The following is a 23,122-nucleotide window of genomic DNA, read 5'->3' as shown; positions in this document are numbered from 1 at the left end:
TTTACGATCTTCAAACTGAATCGTTAGCTGTCATTTGACAACATAAAACAGTTCATCTTCGTTGTCGTGTTTATGCCAAACAAATTCGCCTTTAAGTTTTGCAACTTTGATATATCGATCGTTCACTCTACCTACAACTCTAGGTGACCAAAACTCAGTAACGTGTTGAAGTTCACTCTCAAAATTCTTGGCAACTTGCATCTCATTCTCCTGGAGTTGAGTCACATACACCCATGCTATACGAAACTGGAGAAGCGAACGCACTACGGGTCTGTAAAACTTGAGCAGTATAGTGGTTCCCAAATCAGTAAGCTACGTTGGTAGAGGTGCAAGTGTCAAAAATTATAAGACCGCACCACTTTATTCAGCAGTGCGGTCTGGGTTTTTATAAAGATTTTCAAGTTAGTAAATTAAAAAGTTATTGGTTGTCAGGTTTTCCTAGATTTAAGGTATTAACCTCTTATCAGTTAACCCCGTTTTTCTTTGTCTGTAATTACCTACAAAATGAAATGCCACTATTCCGCAATTCTGTGAAAATATTTTTTTATTTACCAAACTTATAAAGGTTACGATGGTGTACACAAGTTTCGAGCCCCCCTAACCCCCCTTAAAAAGGGGGAATTATCTCAGTAAAGACTAGCCATGCTAGTCTCTACATATGGGGACTGCACGATTAGACCTTACTCAATTCCCTCAATCCGGTCTTCAACCTCCTGGTACAACTCGCGCAACAATTCCAAATTGTTTTCACTCGTCTCCCAGTAACCGCGACCGTTCACTTCCAACAAAGTAGAAACCATTTTGCGGAATGAATGGGGGTTAAGATTCAGCAAACGCTTCCGCATTTCTTCATCTTTGATAAACGTGGTATTGACATCCTCGTAAACCCAGTTATCAACAGCACCTGCGGTTGCACTCCAACCCATTGTATTGACCAATCGCTTGGAGAGTTCTCGCACACCTTCGTAACCGTGAGAAAGCATACCTTCGTACCACTTGGGATTTAACAACTTGGTACGAGCATCCAAACGTACAGTTTCTGATAAAGTACGGACTTGTGCGTTAGCTGTAGTTGTATCCGCAATATAGGATGCTGGTGTTTTACCATCACCCCGCAAGCTAGCAACGACCTTGGTAGGATCGGAATCAAAGTAATGGGAAACGTCCGTCAAGCTAATCTCGGAAGAGTCAAGATTTTGGAAAGTCACCTGAGCGGTTTTCAAGGTCTTTTCAAAAATAGCCCTTGATTCTTCCATCGTACCGGGGTTATCGGCACTGAAAGCAAAGGATTTGCGCTTGAGGTACATTTCCTGCAATTCAGCTTCGCTTTCCCAAGTACTGTTTTCTACTGCCAAGTTAATATTGGATGAGTAGGAACCAGAAGCATTGGAGAACACGCGAGTTGCTGCTTGGCGCAGGTTAATCCCCATTTCCTCAGCTTGTTCCAAGGCGTGCTTGCGGATAAAGTTCATTTCTACAGGTTCATCCGCTTCTGCAGCCATCTTCACTGCTTGATCCAACAGGTTCATTTGGTTGATGAACAAGTCGCGGAATACTCCAGAACAGTTAACAACCACGTCAATGCGGGGGCGTCCTAACTCTTCTAAAGGTATCAGTTCTAACTTGTTTACCCGTCCCAATGCATCGGGAACCGGTCTCACTCCCACCATCCACATGATTTGTGCTAGGGATTCACCATAAGTTTTAATGTTATCGGTTCCCCAAAGCACGCAAGCGATGGTTTCAGGATATTGACCGCCATTTTCTGCCCTATTCCTTGCTAGCAATCGATCTACGACAATTTTTGCGGACTGTACCGCAGCCATTGTGGGAATAGCTTGGGGGTCAAGGGCGTGGATGTTTTTCCCTGTAGGCAATACATCTGGGTTGCGGATGGGGTCACCACCGGGACCGGGAAGAATATATTCACCTTCTAAACCTTGGAGCAATCCTCCCAATTCATTATCAGCGCAAACTTGTTGCAAGCAGAATTCCAAATACTCAAATAGCGGTTTCAGGGTTGTAGCATCTACCTTGGTATAACCTGCTTTGTGCAGCGCTTCTACCCAAGGTTCTTTTTTACCCATATTGAAGAAGTTGAGCTTGGAAACAAGGGAAACTCGTCCTTCTGCATCTGTTTGCTCTTTGACAAGGGCAGAAACAGCAGCACGGGTTGCCATTGTAATATCTTGCAGCAACTGGACATCTTCTAAAATGCCTTTGTCGCTGTTTTGGTAAACTTCATCAATATTGCGTCCTACGCTGTTTGCGATTTGACGGGGAAGACTGAGAATTTCCTCCTCAGGACGGTCTAGGCTGGCAATGTTAACGAGAGTTGCGATCGCTTCTTCTGCAGAAGGTGGTTTCCCTATGACGTGCAATCCACAGGGTAACAGTCGCGATTCAATCTCCATCAACTTGCGGTACACCAAACCAACGATATTATCGCGTTCTTCACCGCTCATATCCTTGGCATCCATTTCTGGTAAGGCTATGTCCTTATCCAAATTAACCATCCGGCATTTATCCATGATGGTATTAACAATAGGAATACCCCGTCCGCTATCTTTGAGAGTTTGGTAAGAAGCGATTAACTCGCTGAGTTCTTTTAAACCCTTATACAATCCAGCATTTTCTGCAGGAGGAGTCAAATAAGAAATTGTTTCAGCGTAACTGCGGCGCTTGGCAATTGTTGCTTCACTCGGGTTATTAGCTGCATAGTAATAAAGATTGGGAATGGTTCCAATCAAGTTATCTGGATAACATTCTCCAGACATCCCCATTTGTTTCCCTGGCATAAATTCCAAGGAACCGTGAGTTCCAAAATGCAACACTGCATCCGCTTGCCAAATTTGTTCTAGGTAGGTGTAGTAAGCCGCAAAACCGTGGTGGGGACTTGCAGAACGGGAGAACAACAACCGCATTGGGTCGCCTTCATAACCAAAAGTTGGCTGAACCCCAATGAAAACGTTCCCAAATTGCTTACCATAAATCAGCAAGTTTTGACCATCGCTGTTGAGATGTCCTGGTGGTGGTCCCCAGTTTTCTTCCAATCGTTGGGAGTAAGGCGTGAGTGCTTCATACTCGCGAACCGACATCCGGTAAGCAACGTTAAGTTCGGGGCTGCTGTACTGTGCTTGTGCATCGTGGATGACTTGTTCCATCAACTCCTTAGCGTTTTCTGGCAAGTCTTGCACTTCATACCCGTTGTTCCTGAGTGCTCTCATGACCTCGTAAATGGAACCAAACACATCTAGGTATGCAGCCGTTCCCACGTTCCCTTTATCTGGTGGGAAACTGAACACAGTGATAGCAACTTTCTTGTCTAACTTTGGTTTGCGGCGTAGATTTGCCCACTTAAGAGCGCGTTGTGCGACTGCTTCGATGCGGTCTTGCAGTGCGATCGCTTTCCCTGTTGTGCCATCACGTCCTGATAGAATGATTGGTTCAATCGCACCATCTAACTCAGGAAGCGCAATTTGCAATGCTACCTGAATTGGGTGCAATCCCAAATCGCTATCTTGCCATTCTTCTGTAGTTTGGAAGACGAGGGGTAATGCCACCATGTAAGGACGGTTTAACCGCTTCAGCGCCTCAATTGCCTTAGGATGGTCTTGACGTGCAGGTCCACCTACTAAAGCAAAGCCCGTTAGAGATACAACAGCATCCACCAAGGCAGTTTTATGAGTGGGTTCGTAGAAAAATGCTTCTACAGGCTTGGAAAAGTCCAATCCTCCTGCAAACACTGGAACAACCCTTGCTCCCATTGCTTCGAGTTCTTGTACCATCGCTACATAGTGAGCGTCATCACCAGTAACAAGGTGCGTGCGTTGCAAGACCAACCCTATACATGGTGCTAAAGGGTCCTTGAGATCCGGAGAGATATCCTGACGGCTGCTGTACCAATTCAGGTACTCTCGCACATCCTCATACATTGTGGTAGCAAGAGGATGCCAAATCCCCATATCTGGGTACACTACCGGTGGTTGGTACTGTACGGACTCTCTATTTCTCGTCTCAACGCCTTTCAAAACGTACTTGTCTGCCAGCATGAGTAAGAAGTTTTCCAGATTATCTGGAGACCCTCCCAACCAGTACTGAAAGCTGAGCATGAAATTTCGGGCGTCTTGTGCTTTATCCATTGGCAGGAACTTAAGCACCTGCGGCAATGTCCTTAGCAGTTTTAGCATTCCATCTTGGAAACCCGCGCCGGATTTTTCCTTGCGCTTTCGCATGAACTGTGCTATTGCACTTTTAGATTGCCCCAACTGTGCCAAAGAGAAACTGCCCATTTTATTTAGGCGCATAACTTCAGGCATTGAGGGGAACACAACGGCTACGTCAAGGCGATCGCGGTATGGTTCTACTGCTGTTACTAATTTCTGGGCTAAGTCTTCTATAAAAATCAGTGAGGCAATAAAGATATTGGCAGTTGCGATATCTTTTTTAAACTCCTCGTAGTTCTCTTTGTCGCGGAGTTCTTCGATTAAATAACCACTGATTTCAATCGCCAGATTGGGATTGTTTTCGTTAATCGCCCGAACCGCTTGTGACAATGCACTTTGGTACTGGGACTCTAACACGACATAGACCACCTTAATTAAGTGACGCCCCTGCAATTGGTTGGGGGCTATGTGTCTAATGGTGGACTTGACGTGAGTGAACATGCTTCCTAGGCTCCTTTGATGCGTGTTCTCTGACAGAAAGAACTTTTTGGCAAATTTGCCAATCGATTCTTCCTCTGGTCGGCAATATCAGTTTTTTACCAGAAAATGCTTATTAGTAGGGCATTTTGTCGTCTATCTGACACAAAATGATATAAAAAATGCAATATTTTGTAAACTTGTTTGACAATTATTAGAAGTATCTACTCACTATTTGTTAATTTTTTGCAACAATTCTTTTTCGGGATTGGGTATTTTTGTGTAGAGAATTAATCGTTCTTTTTTTATTTTTGTATATAGCTAATTAGTAATTAATCAATAACGGAACAAATATTTGCTTAATAATGACAATGGTGCAAGATGCTCGACTTCTTCAAAAATACAGCCGATCCATAGGGGTGACATCCCTCATTCAACGCTCCCTTATCTCTCAAAACCCAAACTTTGGCTGGGAATGCAGTCTGCGAGGCTTTAGCTCGCGTGACAGACGAGTACAGGAAGTGGAGACTCTCTCAAGGGAATCCGGTGGCTGCGCCACTGGAATGAGGTAAGGCGTGAGACCCATGATTCACCAACAGCATCCCAATCAAGAAGTCGGAGATCTCTCTACCTTAAGGCATTATGCCCCTACCCTATACCCCATACTCCCCTAATGACTGCCGATATTTTAATTCTTTCAAATGGACCTGGAGAAGTCACAACTTGGGTACGCCCAGTAGTAAAGCAATTACGACAACAATTGGGCAATAACCGCGAACAAATTAGGATTTCTATCATCTTGTCACCCTGTCCCAACTCCAGTGGTAAAGAAGCAGAAATAGCCCGCTCTTTTCCCGAAGTCGATAGAGTCCAAGCCGCAGAACATTTTTGGAATTTTTTGCTTTGGGGAAAAACCTTTGAGAATTGGGAATGGCGCAAGTGCGGTGTTATTGTTTTTTTAGGTGGAGATCAAATTTTCCCGGTTATTCTTGGCAAAAGGTTGGGATACCGTACAGTTGTTTATGCCGAATGGGAAGCACGATGGTGTAACTTAATAGACCGTTTTGGAGTGATGAAGCCCGAAGTAGCAGCACGCGTCCCTCAAAAATATACTCATAAGTTCACCGTCATTGGCGATTTAATGGCAGAAGCCCAGGGAGGGGAGGACAAGGTAGAATTTCCTCCATTGTCTACCGTGTCTACCCCATCTCCCTTGTCTTCTCCCGAATTGATTGGTTTGCTTCCTGGATCGAAGGCTGCAAAACTGACACAGGGAGTCCCTTTCATGTTGGCAACTGCCGAATATGTGAAGGCAAAAAGACCGCAATCTCAATTTTTGATTCCCGTTGCACCGACTTTAGATGTGGAAACTTTGGCAAGTTTTGCCGATCCTGAGAAAAACACTTTTGTTCAAACCTTTGGTTTTAATAGCGCTTCTCTCAAACCTATTTCCAATACCCAATCTTCAGTCTTTATCCTCAAAACAGAAACGGGCTTAAACGTCGAACTGCATACTGAGACGCCAGCATACGGTATATTATCTAAGTGCAGTATTTGTTTAACAACCGTAGGCGCAAACACAGCTGAACTTGGTTCTTTGGCTGTACCGATGATTGTTTTACTACCAACACAACAGCTAGATGCCATGCGTTCTTGGGATGGATTACCTGGGCTTCTAGCAAATATGCCTTTGATTGGCTCGAGTTTTGCCAAATTGATTAACTGGTTAGCACTGAGAAGATTGGGTTTATTAGCTTGGCCTAATATCTGGGCAAAAGAAATGGTTGTACCAGAATTAGTGGGAAAACTTCAACCTCAAGAAGTTGGGGAAATGGTCATAGATTATCTAAATAATCCAGAAAAATTAGAACAGATGCGAGCCAAGTTACGCGCTATTCGAGGAGAACCCGGTGCAGCGAAAAAGCTAGCATACTTGGTAAAAGAAGAATTGGAGAAATGATGAATTATGAATTATGAATGCTGAACGACAAAACTGGTTACGGGATTTGCTTACGAAGAGTCGGACTAAGGGGAGTGTTAGTTGCGGTAGCTAACATACTTAACCAAGTATATTTTTCATAATTCATAATTCATAATTCATACTTCATCCTTCATCCTTTTTTCCATCGCGCCGTCCAAGTTCGTAAACTCCCGAACCGATACAAGCCAGTATTCCCATGCTGATAGACCAACTTTGACCCAAGCTAACTTCTATTCCCCAATTACACAAACCGCCAAGTACTAAAAAAGGCAGAATGCTAAAAAGCGAAGCATAAAGGGCATTTTGAGATTCCCTTGCCTTTTTAGTTTTTTCAAATTCCGATTGGCTCATGTAGAGGGAGCGCTCTGCAAAGTTAAACCAGCTGTTGAGTTGTAGAGTTACCCATTCACTGGCGGTCGAAAATCCCAAATACAACGCTAGCGACCACAAACTCGTTCCTGCGATCGCTATTTTATCGAACTCAAGGCTAAAAGGCAGTATTTCAGTCAACATGGCTTCCGAAGGTACTGTAGATGATGCTTTTCTGCTTCTATCGAAGCCAAATCTACTTTTTCACCAAAGGTATTGTGATAACTTATCAGCATTTTTACTTATTTTTCACTCTACCATTGGGAAGGTTTTTTGGTAATATATTTCGGTGGAAAAAACAAAAATAAGACGATTTTCATTTTTCATTACGGCATACAGGGTAAAAGCGAGCAGATGTCAATAACAATCGACCATCAGATTGAAACTTCTGCTGCGTTTAATTTCTGTCTACTAATTTACAGATAAATCATCGCTTAGAGGAATTTTAAAATGAGTCAGTGGCGACAAACAGTAGCAATTTCTGTAGTCACACTATTTGTATCTGGATTGAGTATTGCTAATTTGAATACTCTCTTGCCCAAGGAAAATAAAAACGTTAATGCGTTTTCCTTTATTTCAATCCCCGAGCGAGATTCACACAGTTCCTCTCCGACTCCGATAGCAAGAATACCACGCTCATCCACACCAGATGCGACCCCACCGCGCCAAATTCAGCCAAAATCAAGCTTACAAGCAACAAATAATAACACTTGGTTAGCCGCTTCTTTCCCCGTGGAAAATTTTAAGGCCTACACTTCAGCATTTGGATATCGCCCCTCAGCAACTGGTGGTTCCCGGTGGGAATTTCACAGTGGCTTGGATATAGCCGCACCACAAGGAAGTTACATTCGCAACTGGTGGGCTGGTAGAGTGAGTAAGGTAGCCGATCGCAACGCTTGCGGTACTCACGTTGTTATTGAATCCGGTCCGTGGGAACACACCTACTGCCATATGGAAGGACACGTAGAAAGCGCAAGTGGTCGGCGATACCTCATAGACCGAGACGGAGGTATTCAACTTTGGGAAGGTCAGCCAGTCCCAGCTGGATTCAGGATTGGTCGGGTAGGGATGACTGGGCGTACAACAGGTCCTCACCTTCACTGGGGATTAAAATATGCCAAAAACTATGTAGATCCCGCTGTCGTTCTGCGAGCAATGTTCTCACAGCAACAAGTTGCAAGAGCATCATCACAAAAATGGACTCCCCAACAATCGCAAGTCGTAATTGAGGAGTCTAAACTTCAACAGGATTCAAATTATTAGTTAGTGGTTGGGGTAACAACTAACAATTAGCCAAACACCACAATCTTCTGTTTTTCTGGCAACTCAGTATACTCCGAAACAATCTTGCGGAATTGCTCGCCCTCGATTGTTTCTTGTTCAACCAATAAATCCACCAACCGATCTACCAAAGGACGGTTTTCACGAATAATACGACGGGCTTCTTGGTAGCATATACTTGCCATTTCTCTAACCTGTCGGTCGATTTTGGTAGCCATCTCTTCTGAATAATCATTGCGGGTCATCCAATCGCGACCGAGAAAAACATCACTGTTTTGATTTTCAAGAGCCACCAACCCCAGTTCTGACATTCCGTACATTGTTACCATCTTGCGTGCAAGATTAGCCACAACTTTCAAGTCGCTACTCGCACCACCCGTGACCTCAGATTCTCCAAAGACCTCTGTTTCTGCTGCTTTTCCACCCAAGGTCATGGTAATGTTGTCCATCATCCAAGCCCGACTGTAAAGCCCGCTATCAATCATTTCTTCATTCAAAATTTGCTGTGAAAAACCACCAACTCCTCCAGAACGAGGAATAATAGTCACTTTATTGAGTGGGTCAGCATTTTCTAAAAGTGTCGCTAAAAGAGCGTGTCCAACTTCATGGTAAGCAATCAACCGCTTTTTCTTGCTATCTAACAGTGGATTGAGAGTTAAACCAATTGTCAAACGGTCAATAGCGTCGTCAATTTCTAGCTGTGTAATTGCTTCTTTTCGCCTGCGTGCTGTCAAAATAGCAGCTTCATTCAAAAGGTTTGCCAAATCTGCTCCTGTAAAACCGGGCGTGCGACGCGCAACCACTTCTAAGGAAACAGATGGGTCAACTTTTTTATTTCGGGCATGAACTTGTAAAATAGAAAGGCGACCTTTACGGTCTGGGGCATCTACGATGACCTGTCTGTCAAATCTTCCGGGTCTGAGCAAAGCAGCATCTAACACATCCGGACGGTTTGTGGCTGCTATAATAATGATCCCCGTGTTGCCCTCAAATCCATCCATTTCCGTTAACAGTTGGTTGAGGGTTTGTTCCCGTTCATCATTTCCACCGCCAATTCCTGCACCCCTTTGCCGTCCAACAGCGTCAATTTCATCTATAAATATTAGACAAGGAGCATTTTCTTTTGCTTTTTTAAATAAATCGCGCACGCGAGACGCACCGACCCCAACAAACATTTCCACAAATTCCGAACCGGAAATGCTAAAGAACGGTACTCCAGCTTCACCTGCGATCGCTTTTGCTAAAAGTGTTTTACCTGTCCCTGGTGGTCCAATGAGCAAGACTCCTTTGGGAATACGCGCACCAACAGCGGTGAATTTTTCAGGTTGTTTGAGGAAAGTGACAACCTCTTGCAGTTCTTCTTTCGCTTCTTCTATACCAGCAACATCATCAAACTTCACTCCAGTTTTTGCTTCCATTTGGAAGCGTGCTCTTGATTTACCAAAATTCATGGCTTGGCTCGAAGCATTTGTGGAGCGGCGTAAGAACAACAGCATCAAAGCCACGAGTGGTAAAATCCACATTAAGTTAATCAAAAGGCTGACAGCCGCTCTACTGTTAGCAGAAGAAACTTCCTCAAACTCAACTTTCCTTTCTTTGAGTTTGTTAATTAACTCTGGATTTTGTTCCAAAAGCCGCACCTGCTGTGGTTGTGTATCTGGCTTTTGGTCTTTTAAATACACTCTCGCGACCTGTTCGGTTTCATCAAGCTCTACTCTGGCAATTTCTCCACTCTGAACTTTCTGGATTAAATCGCCATAAGATAGGGCTTGAGAGTCGCGTTCTGCCTTTTGTGCCAGTGCAGAAGCTCCTCCCGATAAACTAGGCAAGACGAGCAAACTGGCAGCCAGCGCTCCAGTCAAGGCAGCTCGCTTTGCTGTTTGCTTTTTCATCGATGTTTTTTTCTCAACCTTTTTCATAAATAACTACCCTTTTTGTGCTGGCAGAAGCTGAGCGCTCATTTTTATGGCTGTTCTTCTAGCAAATAATTTTTTGGTGTCTAATTGTCTAGTGTAGCTTCCACAAAAAACCATTCCCAAGTTTTTCTCTTGCATACGTCTACTCTTTACAAATTCCTGTATCTGAGATCCCTAACTTCGCACTGATTCGCCCTTGGATCTTACAGTTCCTCAAACAGAATAAAACTCACTCTCAATAGCAAACAATTCTCTACCAATTGAAATTTTACACGTTTTGTCACAACTGGCTGGTCTATAAGCTAATATATAAACATACTCGTAATGACTACGCTTTGCAAAAACCTAACCTTGGATTAAGGCTACTTAATAAATTAAGAGATTGAGAGTTCGTTATGGTAAAAATTGTTGGAATTGGTGGCAGTTTAAGAACAGAGTCTTACACGCAAGTTGGTTTGAAGATAGCTGCACAAAGAGTCGAAGCTTTGGGTGCGGAGGTTGAAATTATCGATTTGCGGCAAATGCAGTTACCGTTTTGTAATGGCGAGCAGGAATATCCAGATTACCCGGATGTTCAGCGCATGCGTGATGCGGTCATTCAAGCTGATGGGTTAATTTTGGCAACACCAGAGTATCACGGTAGCGTCAGTGGTGTCCTCAAAAATGCCCTTGATTTGATGAGTTTCGATCAATTGTCTGGTAAAGTGACCGGGCTTATCAGTATTTTGGGCGGACAACCCAACAGTAATGCCCTGAACGATCTACGAATCATCATGAGATGGGTTCACGGTTGGGTCATTCCGGAACAAATAGCGATCGGACAAGCGTGGAAAGCTTTTAGCCCTGAGGGTAAACTGTTAGATGAGAAACTTTCACAACGCTTTGACCAATTCGCTCAGAGTTTGGTTGAAAATACGCGCAAGTTGCGAGGAGTTAATTAATCCAGAGGTGATACTTTAACAAGATGGAAACAAAGTTTAGCAATTTTGTGAAAATCTCCGTTTCCAAACTCTAAGAAATCGCTCCCATCAAAGCAAGTTGCTGTGTTACTTGTAATTGCGTTAACTCTCTCTTAATTTATTTTTTGTCCTACCCCAATTTATTGAGCAGATACAATGAGTTTAAAATAGATTCTTGCAGTTAAGAGGATGTTTGAAAAGTCCTTTCATCAGTAGAAAAACATTCAAGATCCCCCTAAATCACCCTTAAAAAGGGGGACTTTAAGAGTCTTTCCCTTTTTTAAGGAAGAGTTTAAAAGTCTTTTCCTCTTTTTGAGAAAGAGTTTAAGAGCTTTTCCCTCTTTTTTTAAAGGAAGAGTTTAAGAGCCTTTCCTCCTTGTTAAGGGGGCTTTAAGAATATTTTCCACCCTTGTTAAGGGGGGCTAGGGGGGATCGCTGAGTGCCTAAAATCACAGCTACCCACTTTTCAAACAATCTCCCTAAATAAGAGAATGACTCAGGACAAACCAGTCAAAGAATTAGGCATTTGGTCGCTGGTCATTGGTTGCTATAACAGTTTCCTCACCAGCTACAACTGTGCGATCGCGTTTTCCAAAAGAAACTTCTGCATTCTTGATAATAATGTACAAGATTGGGATAACAAATAGACTCAGAACAGTTGCAATGCACATTCCACCAAAAGTTGCTGTTCCCAAAGATTGACGAGCAGCAGCTCCAGGACCTGTTGCGACCAAAAGTGGAATACCACCAGCAACTGTGGAGAAAGCTGTCATTAAAATGGGTCGCAAACGCTCCTTAGCAGCCTCGATCGCTGCCTTTGTAATACCCAAACCTTGTTCCCGAAGTTGGTTGGCAAATTCCACAATTAAAATTGAGTTTTTACTTGCCATACCAATCAACATGACAAATCCAACCTGAGTGTAAATGTCGTTAGCAGAACCTTTGATAATAAGAGCAATTAACGCACCCAAAATTGCCAACGGAACAGTCAGCAAAATAATAAATGGATCGACAAAGCTTTCATATTGTGCTGCTAGTATGAGAAAGACAAAGACAACACCCAAACCAAAGATAAAGAGAGCTTGTCCGCCAGATTCAATTTCTTCTAAAGAAAGCCCGGACCACTCATAGCCAAATCCCTTAGGCAAAGTTTCTTGAGCAGATACCTCCATTGCTTTGATAGCTTGTCCCGAACTTACACCAGGTGCTGGGGAACCGTTAATTTCCACCGAGCGAAACAGATTGTAATGGCTAATCACTGAAGGACCAATGACTTCTTTAATTGTCACTAAATTGCTTAGGGAAATCATTTGACCTGTTTGCGAACGCACGTACAGCTTTTTAATATCCTCTGGGTTTGAGCGGAATGCCTGGTCTGCCTGAACATAAACGCGGTAAGCTCGATTGAACTGGTTAAAGTCATTGACGTAGGTCGAGCCAAGAAAAACTTGCAAGGTGTTGAAAATATCTTCAACAGGAACCTGAAGGGCATTGGCTTTGGTGCGATCGACTTCTACAGAAATTTGCGGTGTGTTGGCGTTGAAGTTGGGACGCAAACCGTTTATTTGAGGTTGTTCGGGAGATGGGTAAGTACTGGCTCGACCAACCAAGCTATTGAGGGCTGTCCCCATTGCATCAAATCCTAAATTCTCCCTATCTTGTAAGTGAAACTCAAAACCACCAAAGTTACCAATACCATTAATAGCTGGCAAATTAAATGGAATCACAGTGGCTTCTTGAATTCCCAACATTTTAGGCAGTAATCCAAAAGGCTGTGGAAAAAATCCACCAATAATCGCTTGCAAAGATTGATTTGCTTCCCGGCGCTCTTCCCAAGGTTTCAGGGTTGTAAATATCAAACCGTTGTTGGGCGTCGAACCACTAAAGCTAAAACCACCAACTGCAAAAATTTGCTGAACTTCTGGCACTTCTTTGAGAATTGCTTCTGCTTTTTCTAACACATTTTGAGTGTAGTTGAGAGACACACCCTCTGGTGCTTGAACGAGGGTGATAAAAATACCTTGATCTTCATCTGGAATAAAACCTGCTGGAACGATATTGTAGATCCAATAGGTCAGTATCAAAGCACCTGAGAACAGTGCTAAAACGACAAACTTCAACCTAGTTAACAAGACTATGCTGCGACTGTAAATCTGGCGAGTTTTATCAATCGCCCAGTTAATACTGTTAAAAAACCAGTTATTTGGTACCTGACCTCGCCTGAGCAAAATCGCAGATAGTGTTGGGGTAAAGGTAACCGCGTTAAAGGTGGATATGGTGATGGAAAATGCGATCGTCAGCGCAAACTGCTTGTAAAGCTGTCCGGTTGTACCGGGGAAAAATGCAACTGGTACAAACACTGCAATCAATACAACAGAGGTAGCAATCACCGCGCTAAACAGCTCGTTCATAGATTGAATCGCCGCCTCCACAGGTTTAAGTCCCTGGTCTTGAATGCGACGAGTGATGTCCTCTACAATCACCACCGCATCATCCACCACCAGACCTGTTGCCAAGGTTAAACCGAATAGAGTCAGGGTATTGATAGAAAAATCCAGGAGTTTGACGAAGATAAACGTACCGAGAAGCGCTACAGGCATTGCCAGTGAAATCACCAATGCCGAACGCCAATTCTGCAAGAATAGGTAAACAATGAGGACAACTAAACCAACTGCTTGAAACAAAGAAACAATAACTTCTTCAGTTCCTGCTTTGATAAAAGTAGTAGTATCAAAAGCGACTTCATAGTGTATACCTGGAGGGAAATTTTCAGCCAATCGCTTCATTTCCGCTTTGACTGCTGCGGCTGTATCCAGTGCGTTGCTACCAGCTTGCTGGTTAATACCCAATCCCACGCCTTGGTGCGTTACCCGATCGCTAGAAGTAAATCTGAGCAAAGAACTGTAGTTTTCGGCTCCTAACTCAGCCCGACCGACATCCTTGAGCTTGATAAGCGTCCCATCTTCCGTAGTTTTAATCACAAGCTCGTTGAATTCTTCCGCATCCTTGAGTCTTCCTTGAGCGTTAACAGCATACTGATACTGCTGTGATGATTGAGTTGGAGGTTGTCCTATTTGTCCGGCACCGACTTGTAAGTTCTGTTGCTGAAGTGCTGTAATAACATTTTGAGGTGTCAAATTTCGGCTGGCGAGACGATTGGGGTCTAGCCAAAGGCGCATGGCATATTTCCGCTCGCCAAATATCTGAACATCACCGACACCTTTGATCCGTTTAATGGCATCTGCAATATAAAGGTCAGTGTAGTTGCTGAGATAGGTATCGTTGTAAATATCTTTTCCTTTGCTTTCATCGCGATCGGAGTAAATCCCAATTGCTAACAAGAAGTTATTGTTAGCTTTTAGGACTTGTACGCCTGTTTGGGTTACAGGTCCCGGTAACCGCGATAGAACGGTTGACACCCGGTTCTGTACGTCTACGGCAGCAATGTCTTGGTCTTTCCCCAGTTCAAACGTTAAGTTAATGCTACTCGTTCCATCATTGGCGCTTGTAGATTTGATGTATCGCACGCCCTCAATACCATTGAGTTGTTGCTCCAAAATGTTAGTTACAGTAGACTCAACGACTTCTGCATTGGCTCCAACATAGTTTGAAGTTACGGTAACTACGGGAGGAGCAATTTCCGGATACTGAGCAACTGGCAATGTCGGGATACAAGCTATCCCAAGTAGTGTAATGATGATAGAGCAAACCGTTGCAAAGACAGGTCGTTTGATAAAGGAGCCAGAGAGGGAAAAAATCATAAGGTTTCAGTCACCGATGGTTGGTATACGCAGCACGAGCTCGTTGGTTCCCAGCCGCAATTTGCTGACTCCCAAGTGTCGCTGCTTCTAACCTGTTCTTGACAAACAGAAAAAATGCCAAATAATAAATCTATCTTTAGATATAAATTTGTGGTTACCTAAGGAGGAAATAAACTGTGTAATTACTCTGACGATTTTAGCAAAAACATCAAGACTTACTGTAAAAGAACTATGAACCTTGAAACCACATGAAACAATAGTTTGACTTATTGTCTATTAACTCATTAAGACCCACTATTTACCTCATTTGATTTCACTGATGTCAAAAGGAGCATTATCTCAAATTATACAAAACTTAGAAAAGTTGGTATTGTAGGTCAAGCTTGAAACAGTATTAAATACAAAGCTTTCAATTCAAAATCCGAAATCTAAAATCTAAAATTTCTATTTTCTATTATTTATGCAGATATCTAAGCTCCAAGGGTTGAGCGAACAAGAAGTCAAAGAAAGGCGCACAGCAGGAAAGAGCAATAATGTTAAACTGCCAACTAGCCGTTCTTACGTTCAAATTTTACGCGAGAACCTTTTTACTTTTGTCAACGCGGTTTTTTTTGCCATTAGCGGTGTTTTTCTGTTTTTACAACGCCCTTCTGATGCTATTTTTGTAGCCGTTATAATTTTTAGTGGTGTCGTTATTGGTATTTGCCAAGAAATTTGGGCAAAGCGAAAACTCGATAAAATTGCTCTGCTAACTCGCCCTGTAGCAACTGTCATTCGAGATGGCAAAGAATATACTGTCGATCCGAGGGAAATTGTTTTGGGAGATCTTCTCCTACTTTATCCTGGCGAACAAATTCTAGTAGATGGTCAAATTGTTGGTGAAGGACGAATTGAAGTTGATGAGTCACTGCTGACAGGTGAATCAGATTTAATTCCAAAAATGGAAGGACAGGAAGTTTACTCTGGTAGCTTTTGTGTCAGCGGACGTGCTTGCTATGAAGCGCAGAAGGTAGGTACTGAAACAGTTGCTTACCAACTTATGGCTGGTGCAAGACAGTTTCGTCAAGTTTACACGCCACTTCAGCAAGAAATTAACTTAATTATTCGGGTACTTTTACTTCTCGCCTGTTTTTTATGGATTTTAATTGCAATTAGTTTTATTATTCGCTCTCAATCATTAAATGAAATTGTTCAAAGAGCAGCTGTCATTGCAGGTTTAATTCCTGCAGGGCTTTTAATTGCAATTACACTTGCCTATGTCATGGGTGCGGTTCAAATGTTGGGAAAAAATATCTTAATCCAGCAAACTAATGCTGTAGAGTCTTTAAGTAATGTTGATGTGTTGTGTCTTGATAAAACCGGAACGCTCACAACCAATCAAATTGAATTGCACGACCTTTACCCCATAGAAGTTCCTGTAGGGGATCTTCGCTCTATACTCGGTGATTATGCTGCAAGTACTCAGTCAGGCAATCGCACAACAGACGCTATTCTTAACGGTTGCTCCGGTTATACCAAGCTTATCAAAACCGAAGTTCCTTTTTCTAGCGATCGCAAGTGGAGTTCGGTCGTCTTTGACGATACAGAAAGAGATGGTACATATGTATTGGGTGCGCCGGAAGTTTTATCACTTGCTACACCCTTAGACGCAACAGCCAAAAATTACATTCAGGAGCAAATTAACCAAGGGTTAAGAGTTCTGCTGTTTGCTCGCAGCCCCGTCTCTGTTTCTCTGGGCGCAAATGACACTCCTTCCTTACCACCAGATCTTAGCGCGATCGGGATCTTAAGTTTTAGCGATCGCTTGCGAAAAGGAGCAAGTGAAACACTACAAGGCTTTACCCAAGCAGAAATTGCAGTCAAAATCATTTCTGGAGATAATCCTCAAACAGTAGCAGCCATTGCTTTACAAGCAGGATTTAGCGAACAAATCAAGCTGATTTCTGGTGCTGAATTAGAGCAAATGAATGATGTCCAATTTGCTCAAGCAGCTTCTAGTTATAATGTGTTTGGCAGAATTGCGCCGCAACAGAAAGCTAAAATTGTTAAAAGTCTTAGGGATGCAGGACATTACGTTGCGATGACAGGAGATGGAGTCAACGATGTCCTCTCCCTTAAGATGGCAAATTTAGGGATTGCTATGGAAAGCGGCTCTCAAGCAACTAGGGGTATTGCCGATATAGTTTTGCTAAAAGATTCCTTTGAAGCACTACCTCCTGCGTTTTTAGAAGGGCAAAGAATTCGCAATGGTATCCGTGATGTCATGAAACTCTTTATGGTGCGAGTTTGCTGTGTCGCACTACTTATTTTTGCCACAGCAATTGTCTCCGATAGCTTCCCGTTGATGAACAAACACAGTGCAATTGTCACTCTCGTTGGCGTTGGTATTCCCACCATGTTTATTCCTGTTTGGGCGCAACCGGGAGAACAATCAAAACAAAGCATGGTGCGTTCAATTCTCCACTTTATTATTCCCGCAAGTTTGTCCATCACTTTGGTAGCTTTGATTGTTTACCTTTTCTACTTAGTCAGTGCCATACTCGATTTACCACCAGCTGCTGGAATTGCTAGGGTTGATTATGAAATTCCTCGCACAGCACTTGTGACCATTTTGGTATTTTGCGAACTCCTATTAATTCCTTTTCTAAAACCGCCTACAACAGCATGGGTAGCCGCTGAACCTCTCAATGGCGACTGGCGTTATACCAGCGTAGCAGGAATTCTTATTATTACCTATTTATTAATTTTATATATTTCTCCTATCCGGGAATTTTTTGAATTAGCACCAATTTCACCTATCAATTGCTTGTGGTTGGGGTTAGTTGCTATAGAGTGGAGTTTCATTGTACGGTTGATGTGGCGCACGCGATTTTTAGACCGCTTTTTGGGGGTTGATTTGGAGTAATATCGTACTGTAAAGGCGAGTCTAGAATTATTTTTTGCGATTCGCGAAACGACTATTCCTTTTCCAACCGAAGACTATCTATTTAAATGAACCGCATTTTGGAGCCAGTACTATGCTGTTATAAAAAAAGCATACTCAATGCGAGTGCTAAGGAATTAAAACTCTTATTGCATATGACTTTCAAAATTTAAATGTGTTTGTCTTACAGTGGAAGCACAGAAAATGCCCAATGCGTTAAAATTCATGAGTACAGACTGATGGATAGTTTGTCAGCACCCCGCTCTGAAGAAACGGGGCTTCGTGCCTCTGCCTTTAGGTAGCTGACCCGCTTAAGTCCTTAACTGGACTACGTTATCGGCAAGAGTTAAAGTTCGTACCTGCGAATACGTGATGCCAGTTCGCTGCTCTACAACCAAATGGTTAACCAGTTTTACGAGGGGTAAGACAGTGCTGTTTGGATAGTGAGGCAAATCTGAAGACGGGTTTCCCGTCGCAGGATATTGCCGAACCCGTAAGGGTACCGACCGATAACTTTGGCAAGGCTCACATTACTGGAGTAGCAAGGTGTTCCCGGCATACAGGGAAGTGGATAGGCACTACTCCTCTGCTTATCCAACCCCGTAAGGGGACGGCTAATAAATTAGCTCGTGTCGTGTTTCCTCCGCGACCTAAAGGTGCGCGGTTTCCACACTCCCGGAGGTTTTTAGATGAAAATTAAAGCGGTTATTTGGCAAGAAAATGGAGTGTGGTGTGGTTCTGTACCTGCATTACCAGGATGTCATACTTGGGGAGAGAGCTACGAACACTTGCTAGAGATGTTACAGGACGCTGTTCAAGGTTGGTTAGAAGTTGCAAGTGAGCGGGAAGAAATTGAGCCAGAGAAGCAGTTAGTTGAGCTATCGATATGAAAGCTATTTCTGGTAAGGCTCTATGTAAAGTAGTGGAACGGCATGGTTGGGAGTTGAAGCGAATAACTGGCAGTCATCATATCTATGCCAAAGAAGATGTTCCTGCCATCCTTTCCATACCCGTTCATAGTAATCGAGATTTGCCAATAGGAACTTTGAAAAGCATCATGAAAGATGCGGGAATTACGGAAAAAGATTTGGAAGAATAATTATCTCAAGAAAGCTGCTTTCTCCACCACAAAAAAATCTCTAATCAGGTGATTGTACAGTCACAATGGCTCGCTTACCCAATCTTAACAGGTATACAGATGCGATACTCCTTCAATAGCTTCCGCCATAGCATTATTGTCCATTTCAGTAAAGAGGTTATTGTTCAATGGATAAACTAGAACATTATAGAACCGCGATTAAACAAGTTTTATCTAGATATTACAAACTAGATATCAACCAACCCGTGGATGGAATTGAACCGCATAGCTCCTGAACAAACTCAAATGAACCAAGTCTTACCACCAAAAAATTCCAAGTACAAAGTTACGTTACTAGAAATAATTTCTGTGTTTTTTGGGGCTATTTTTCTAGTCATGATTGGTATCACCGGGCTAGCGATTCAATTTACGACAAATGCTTTCAAGCCACAAAGAGCAGAAGCTATAGCTAGGAGTATTATGAACTATAGCTTTCCAGATGGTTCTCAAGGTGTACTTGGTTTAAAGTTAGCAGGAGCGCAAATAGCACTTATTACCAGTAACGGTGACAATCCTGATATACGGCTTTTGGTAGCTAGGGTGGTCATTGATTCGCAAACAGACAAAAAGCAAGTTGAGCAAATTCTAGATAGCACGTTTCTCGGAGACAGAGATAATTTTCAAGTCTCTACTTCGAGGTCAGAACCTAAAAAGCTTTGTGGTTCACCAACGCAGGTAACTGTGGAAGAAGGGGTAACGAAATTACCAGACGATGCCAAAAGTCAGTTTACTATTAGTTACAAAACGAGTGTGGTAATTGGCAACAACCGTTATTTTGTTATTCTATTGACTCATGGTGAGGATGGCGTGCAAAAAGCAGAGACAGTTTTTAACTCTTTAAGGTGTAAGTTACCTGAAAGTTAATACAGCACCTTGTAGAATCGTATTGAATACTATAGTCTGTAGCACTTTTGTATTCAAAGCCTTAATGTTCTTGATTATGCAGCCTAGTCAACTAGATCAAATATTAGGGTTAGAAATACAACGCCGTCGTCTAGAAAAAAGCTGGTCTCAAGAGTATTTGGCAGAAGTGACAGGTCTGCACAGAACGTATATCAGCCAACTAGAGCGCGGTTTGAAAAGCCCATCTGTTAGGGTTCTCAACCATATTACTAATGCTTTAAATACAACCATGAGCGAATTTTTCCGAGCCGTAGAGGAATCTTTAAGTGTTGACAGACAATGAAATAGACAGATTAAGGAAAGGCATAATCGCTACTGTAGCATCTCCGGTTATTGGCTCAATAGAAGATTATGCTTGGGAAGCAATTTTTCATTACGTAAAAGATATTCCTCTTTCCGATCCAGCTTTAGGACGTACCAAACTTCTTTATGATGCTGTTGATATTACGACTCAGACTGGTTGGTCTTTGAAATCGCTTCAACTTAATAATTTCACATCAGGAAACACATTTTTTTTTGTAATTCAGAGAGCAGATGTGATTAAAAAAGCTAATCAACTTGGATTTCCCGGTCTTACTGAACAATCTTCACCACAAGAATTAGGAGAAGCTATTATTCAACATTGGAACGAAAAGATTTTAACAAGCCAGTCATTACAAAGAGTTATTAACAGTTACGAAGGTATACTTTTAAAAAATATACAAGGTACTGAATATGTTTATTGTGAATATGAACTTGAGCCACTCGATTCAACTACATTTTCTTGGGCTTGGACAGTCAATAAAATTTCTGGGAAACAAGGAGTAGGTTTGCAAGGAAATATAGCAGGAAAAACAGATTTAGTATGGTACAAAAATCAAAAACAACTTTTCAAAGCAAGAACAATTCTTACCAACGCTGTTCGTATTAATATTGAACGAATTCGTCTTATACTCGAGCGTTATGTAACGACTATCCTTGCTGCTTTACAATCGCAAATTAATAACCCTTTTTTTGATAACAATTCTGATGCAAACATATAGCAATTGCTTTAGCTAACAGCGGAGGAACAGATTCACCAATTTGAGAAGCCATATCGGTATATGACCCAACAAAGTGAAAGTTATCCGGATAAGAATGCAATCTGGCTGCCTCTCGTATTGTGATAGTTCTATTTTGCGTAGGATGAAAAAACCTACCAGAACCAGGATGAAACATCCATCTTGTAATTGTTTTTGCTGGTTTATCCCAGTAAAGCCTTCCATAAGCTCCACTATAATGTTTCTTAGGAGCTAATTCTGGTGGTAAGTCTCTTGCATCTTGCCCTTCTTTTAGAAGACAGACTCTTGCTCTTTGAATCGGAGTTAAAGTACGGGCAATATGGTTAACAATTTTTGTACTCTCATTACGCATTATAGTTTGGTATGAGGTTTGTGGAGTTGATGGATAATCCCCATCAACATATTCTTGCCCTGCATCTAATGGTGGTAAATCTCCAATTGCATCTCTCACTGTAACCATTGAAGAACTATCTAGATCGAATAAATTCATCTGGCGATCGCACAATTTTACAGAGCTACGATCTCTCCGAGTATTTTCATAATGTGTTGGCGTGGGAAAGGAGGGTATTTTATCCAAACTAGCAATAAAAAATGCCCTAGTTCTAGTTTGCGGTATTCCATAATGAGCAGCATTTAAGGAAGCTGAAACAACTTTGTACCCAAACGATTTTAGTTGCTCCGTTATTTCATTTTTAACTACACCATCATATGCCTTCAAGATTTCAGACACATTTTCCATAACGACATAAAGAGGTCTGAACTCTTGTACAAATTCCAAAAAAGTTTTGTACAGTTGATTGCGAGGATCGTTCAGACTGCGTTCGCGAGCAGGAATGTTTTTAGAAAAACCTTGACAAGGAGGACCACCAATTAACGCTGTTAGTTCTTCTTGCTTCAAGTTAAGCGATAAACGTAGTTCTGAAGGATCTACTTTACTTATATCCTGATTGACAATCTTAGTGTTTGGGTAGTTAAGTTTATAGGTTGCTAAAGCTTTTGTGTCTATATCAACAGCACACAAAGATTCAAACCCTGCTAAGTGAAATCCTGTAGTTAATCCACCCGCACCAGCAAATAAATCAATTAACTTATACATCATACTTTGAATACTATAGTACTCAAATGAGATTGTCAACTGATTTTAAAAATGTTTGTAAACTCTCCTCACTACTTCTCCTTAAAAGTACAAACTCCCTTCTCCTATGAAGAGAAGGGTTGGAGTGATGGGTAAATTCAGCAAAACCAACCCAGGTAAGATGTTACCATCTGTAATATTTACAACGATATTCTGAATTAGCTACAAGACTCATGGACTATGGCAACGACAAACAAACAGAAGATAAAGATTGCAATGCGGGCAATCCATGGCAAGAAAACGGAGAACAGAAGTATTGAAACAGTAGAAACTCCAAAAATTTGAAATATCACATGTGCGATCGCAAAACCAAGCAAAGTCCACAGAAAATATTTCAGACCCGTACAAGCCCACTTAAATAGATTGCTCGTCATGATTTTTGTCCTTTTTGACATTTAAATTTTGAGATAAATGCACCCCCGACTGCAATCGACGAGGGTAACGCTCGACTCAGGAAAACCTTTTAGTAGATACATTCAAAGCGATCGCACCATAACTTAGTCTGTTAGGTAACGAGAAACAACTTAAGCTAATTTCCGTTTGAGTACGTTAAGCTGACTCTCAGGTGGTACCAAATCATTTGAACACGGAGAAGAACCGCCTTGTACTTTGACTTGCAAGCTCCAAGGTGCGACTTGCACTGTAATGGCACCATCAAACTCTGCTACGACTCCTAAAAGGATCGCAAGCAAAGCCAAATAAACAAAATACCGAAAATTTTGGTTGAATGAAATCACGTTTGACCTCCAAGCAATTCATTAATTCGTTGTTCTAGTTGCTAGAGACAAAAAATTAGATACGCGAAGCTCTAACAGCATCTGTCGTGGTTCTTCCATCAATGTGCTGTTAGCAGACATTTATTAAATTATTCGGAAACACTCTCACGCCAAAATTAAAGCTTTATTCCGTGAGCTACTGAAACTTAGTTAGCCTTTGTTTGTAGCAGTCAGGGATTGGTTTATAACTTCCGGAAGCAGGATCTAGCCAAATATTGTCATTTGACTGTACATGTTAATATTAAAATCATTATTTAAGTAATTTTTGTATCATAAACTACAAAATATTTATTTCAA

The 23,122-nt window shown here is 42.0% G+C and carries 17 protein-coding genes; 9 read left to right on the top strand and 8 right to left on the bottom strand.

The window, feature by feature from the left end; translation table 11 throughout:
- Positions 1 to 30 precede the first annotated feature (30 nt).
- Together HC643_RS40720 and HC643_RS02595 are read right to left on the bottom strand one after the other, a co-directional pair.
- Positions 31 to 201 (bottom strand): cupin domain-containing protein, encoded by a 171-nt coding sequence (locus HC643_RS40720; protein WP_202048576.1) that lies wholly within the window; start codon positions 199 to 201, stop codon positions 31 to 33.
- A gap of 479 nt (positions 202 to 680) precedes the next feature.
- Positions 681 to 4,667: a magnesium chelatase subunit H gene (locus HC643_RS02595; protein ID WP_050046095.1), complete on the bottom strand. Its 3,987-nt coding sequence runs from the start codon at positions 4,665 to 4,667 to the stop codon at positions 681 to 683.
- A 649-nt stretch (positions 4,668 to 5,316) separates the two neighbouring features.
- On the opposite strand from HC643_RS02595, the gene HC643_RS02590 reads away from it, so the two are divergent.
- Positions 5,317 to 6,603 (top strand): glycosyltransferase family protein, encoded by a 1,287-nt coding sequence (locus tag HC643_RS02590; protein ID WP_038071640.1) that lies wholly within the window; start codon positions 5,317 to 5,319, stop codon positions 6,601 to 6,603.
- A 144-nt stretch (positions 6,604 to 6,747) separates the two neighbouring features.
- Here HC643_RS02590 and HC643_RS02585 read toward each other — a convergent pair whose 3' ends face one another.
- Complete coding sequence (locus HC643_RS02585; protein ID WP_038071642.1) at positions 6,748 to 7,137, bottom strand: hypothetical protein; 390 nt, start codon at positions 7,135 to 7,137, stop codon at positions 6,748 to 6,750.
- 306 nt (positions 7,138 to 7,443) lie between these two features.
- Between HC643_RS02585 and HC643_RS02580 the strand changes: the two genes are divergently transcribed.
- The gene (locus HC643_RS02580) at positions 7,444 to 8,256 is read left to right on the top strand and encodes a M23 family metallopeptidase (RefSeq protein WP_038071648.1); all 813 of its coding nucleotides are present in this window, start codon (positions 7,444 to 7,446) and stop codon (positions 8,254 to 8,256) included.
- 26 nt (positions 8,257 to 8,282) lie between these two features.
- On the opposite strand, the gene ftsH is transcribed toward HC643_RS02580, so the two are convergent.
- Positions 8,283 to 10,193 carry an ATP-dependent zinc metalloprotease FtsH gene (ftsH, locus tag HC643_RS02575; RefSeq protein WP_272899690.1) on the bottom strand — a complete coding sequence of 637 codons (1,911 nt, stop codon included), beginning with the start codon at positions 10,191 to 10,193 and terminating at the stop codon, positions 8,283 to 8,285.
- A gap of 392 nt (positions 10,194 to 10,585) precedes the next feature.
- Between ftsH and HC643_RS02570 the strand changes: the two genes are divergently transcribed.
- The gene (locus tag HC643_RS02570; protein WP_038071667.1) at positions 10,586 to 11,131 is read left to right on the top strand and encodes an NADPH-dependent FMN reductase; all 546 of its coding nucleotides are present in this window, start codon (positions 10,586 to 10,588) and stop codon (positions 11,129 to 11,131) included.
- 536 nt (positions 11,132 to 11,667) lie between these two features.
- On the opposite strand, the gene HC643_RS02565 is transcribed toward HC643_RS02570, so the two are convergent.
- Entirely contained in the window at positions 11,668 to 14,910 is a 3,243-nt protein-coding gene (locus HC643_RS02565) for an efflux RND transporter permease subunit (protein ID WP_050046094.1), read from the bottom strand.
- Positions 14,911 to 15,370: 460 nt separating this feature from the next.
- Here HC643_RS02565 and HC643_RS02560 point away from each other — a divergent pair, with 460 nt between their 5' ends.
- The 6 genes from HC643_RS02560 to HC643_RS02535 all read left to right on the top strand — a co-directional run bounded on the left by HC643_RS02560 (position 15,371) and on the right by HC643_RS02535 (position 20,896).
- The gene (locus tag HC643_RS02560) at positions 15,371 to 17,815 is read left to right on the top strand and encodes an HAD-IC family P-type ATPase (RefSeq protein WP_038071669.1); all 2,445 of its coding nucleotides are present in this window, start codon (positions 15,371 to 15,373) and stop codon (positions 17,813 to 17,815) included.
- Between the two features lie 707 nt (positions 17,816 to 18,522).
- Positions 18,523 to 18,723, top strand: a complete 201-nt coding sequence (locus tag HC643_RS02555; protein WP_038071672.1) for a type II toxin-antitoxin system HicB family antitoxin — start codon at positions 18,523 to 18,525, stop codon at positions 18,721 to 18,723.
- Positions 18,720 to 18,932 (top strand): type II toxin-antitoxin system HicA family toxin, encoded by a 213-nt coding sequence (locus tag HC643_RS02550; RefSeq protein WP_038071673.1) that lies wholly within the window; start codon positions 18,720 to 18,722, stop codon positions 18,930 to 18,932. Before HC643_RS02555 ends, HC643_RS02550 begins: the two co-directional genes overlap by 4 nt.
- A gap of 249 nt (positions 18,933 to 19,181) precedes the next feature.
- On the top strand, positions 19,182 to 19,835 hold the full coding sequence (locus tag HC643_RS02545) for a hypothetical protein (protein WP_038071677.1): 654 nt from the start codon (positions 19,182 to 19,184) through the stop codon (positions 19,833 to 19,835).
- A 76-nt stretch (positions 19,836 to 19,911) separates the two neighbouring features.
- The gene (locus HC643_RS02540; protein ID WP_038071702.1) at positions 19,912 to 20,157 is read left to right on the top strand and encodes a helix-turn-helix domain-containing protein; all 246 of its coding nucleotides are present in this window, start codon (positions 19,912 to 19,914) and stop codon (positions 20,155 to 20,157) included.
- Positions 20,141 to 20,896, top strand: coding sequence for a hypothetical protein (locus HC643_RS02535; RefSeq protein WP_038071679.1), 756 nt, complete (start codon positions 20,141 to 20,143; stop codon positions 20,894 to 20,896). The genes HC643_RS02540 and HC643_RS02535 overlap by 17 nt, the downstream gene beginning before the upstream one ends.
- Here the strand turns inward: HC643_RS02535 and HC643_RS02530 are convergent.
- The 3 genes from HC643_RS02530 to HC643_RS02520 all read right to left on the bottom strand — a co-directional run bounded on the left by HC643_RS02530 (position 20,853) and on the right by HC643_RS02520 (position 22,786).
- Complete coding sequence (locus HC643_RS02530) at positions 20,853 to 22,013, bottom strand: DNA cytosine methyltransferase (RefSeq protein ID WP_038071681.1); 1,161 nt, start codon at positions 22,011 to 22,013, stop codon at positions 20,853 to 20,855. The two genes, HC643_RS02535 and HC643_RS02530, sit on opposite strands and share 44 nt — an antisense overlap.
- Positions 22,014 to 22,207: 194 nt before the next feature.
- The gene (locus tag HC643_RS02525; protein WP_237265818.1) at positions 22,208 to 22,423 is read right to left on the bottom strand and encodes a hypothetical protein; all 216 of its coding nucleotides are present in this window, start codon (positions 22,421 to 22,423) and stop codon (positions 22,208 to 22,210) included.
- Positions 22,424 to 22,573: 150 nt separating this feature from the next.
- Positions 22,574 to 22,786: a hypothetical protein gene (locus tag HC643_RS02520; RefSeq protein ID WP_167844609.1), complete on the bottom strand. Its 213-nt coding sequence runs from the start codon at positions 22,784 to 22,786 to the stop codon at positions 22,574 to 22,576.
- Positions 22,787 to 23,122 lie beyond the last annotated feature (336 nt).

It is taken from the genome of Tolypothrix bouteillei VB521301 (assembly GCF_000760695.4).
In the GTDB taxonomy this organism is placed as follows: domain Bacteria; phylum Cyanobacteriota; class Cyanobacteriia; order Cyanobacteriales; family Nostocaceae; genus Scytonema; species Scytonema bouteillei_A.
Note: the sequence above shows the minus strand (reverse complement) of the source record. Positions and strands in the feature narration are given on the sequence as shown.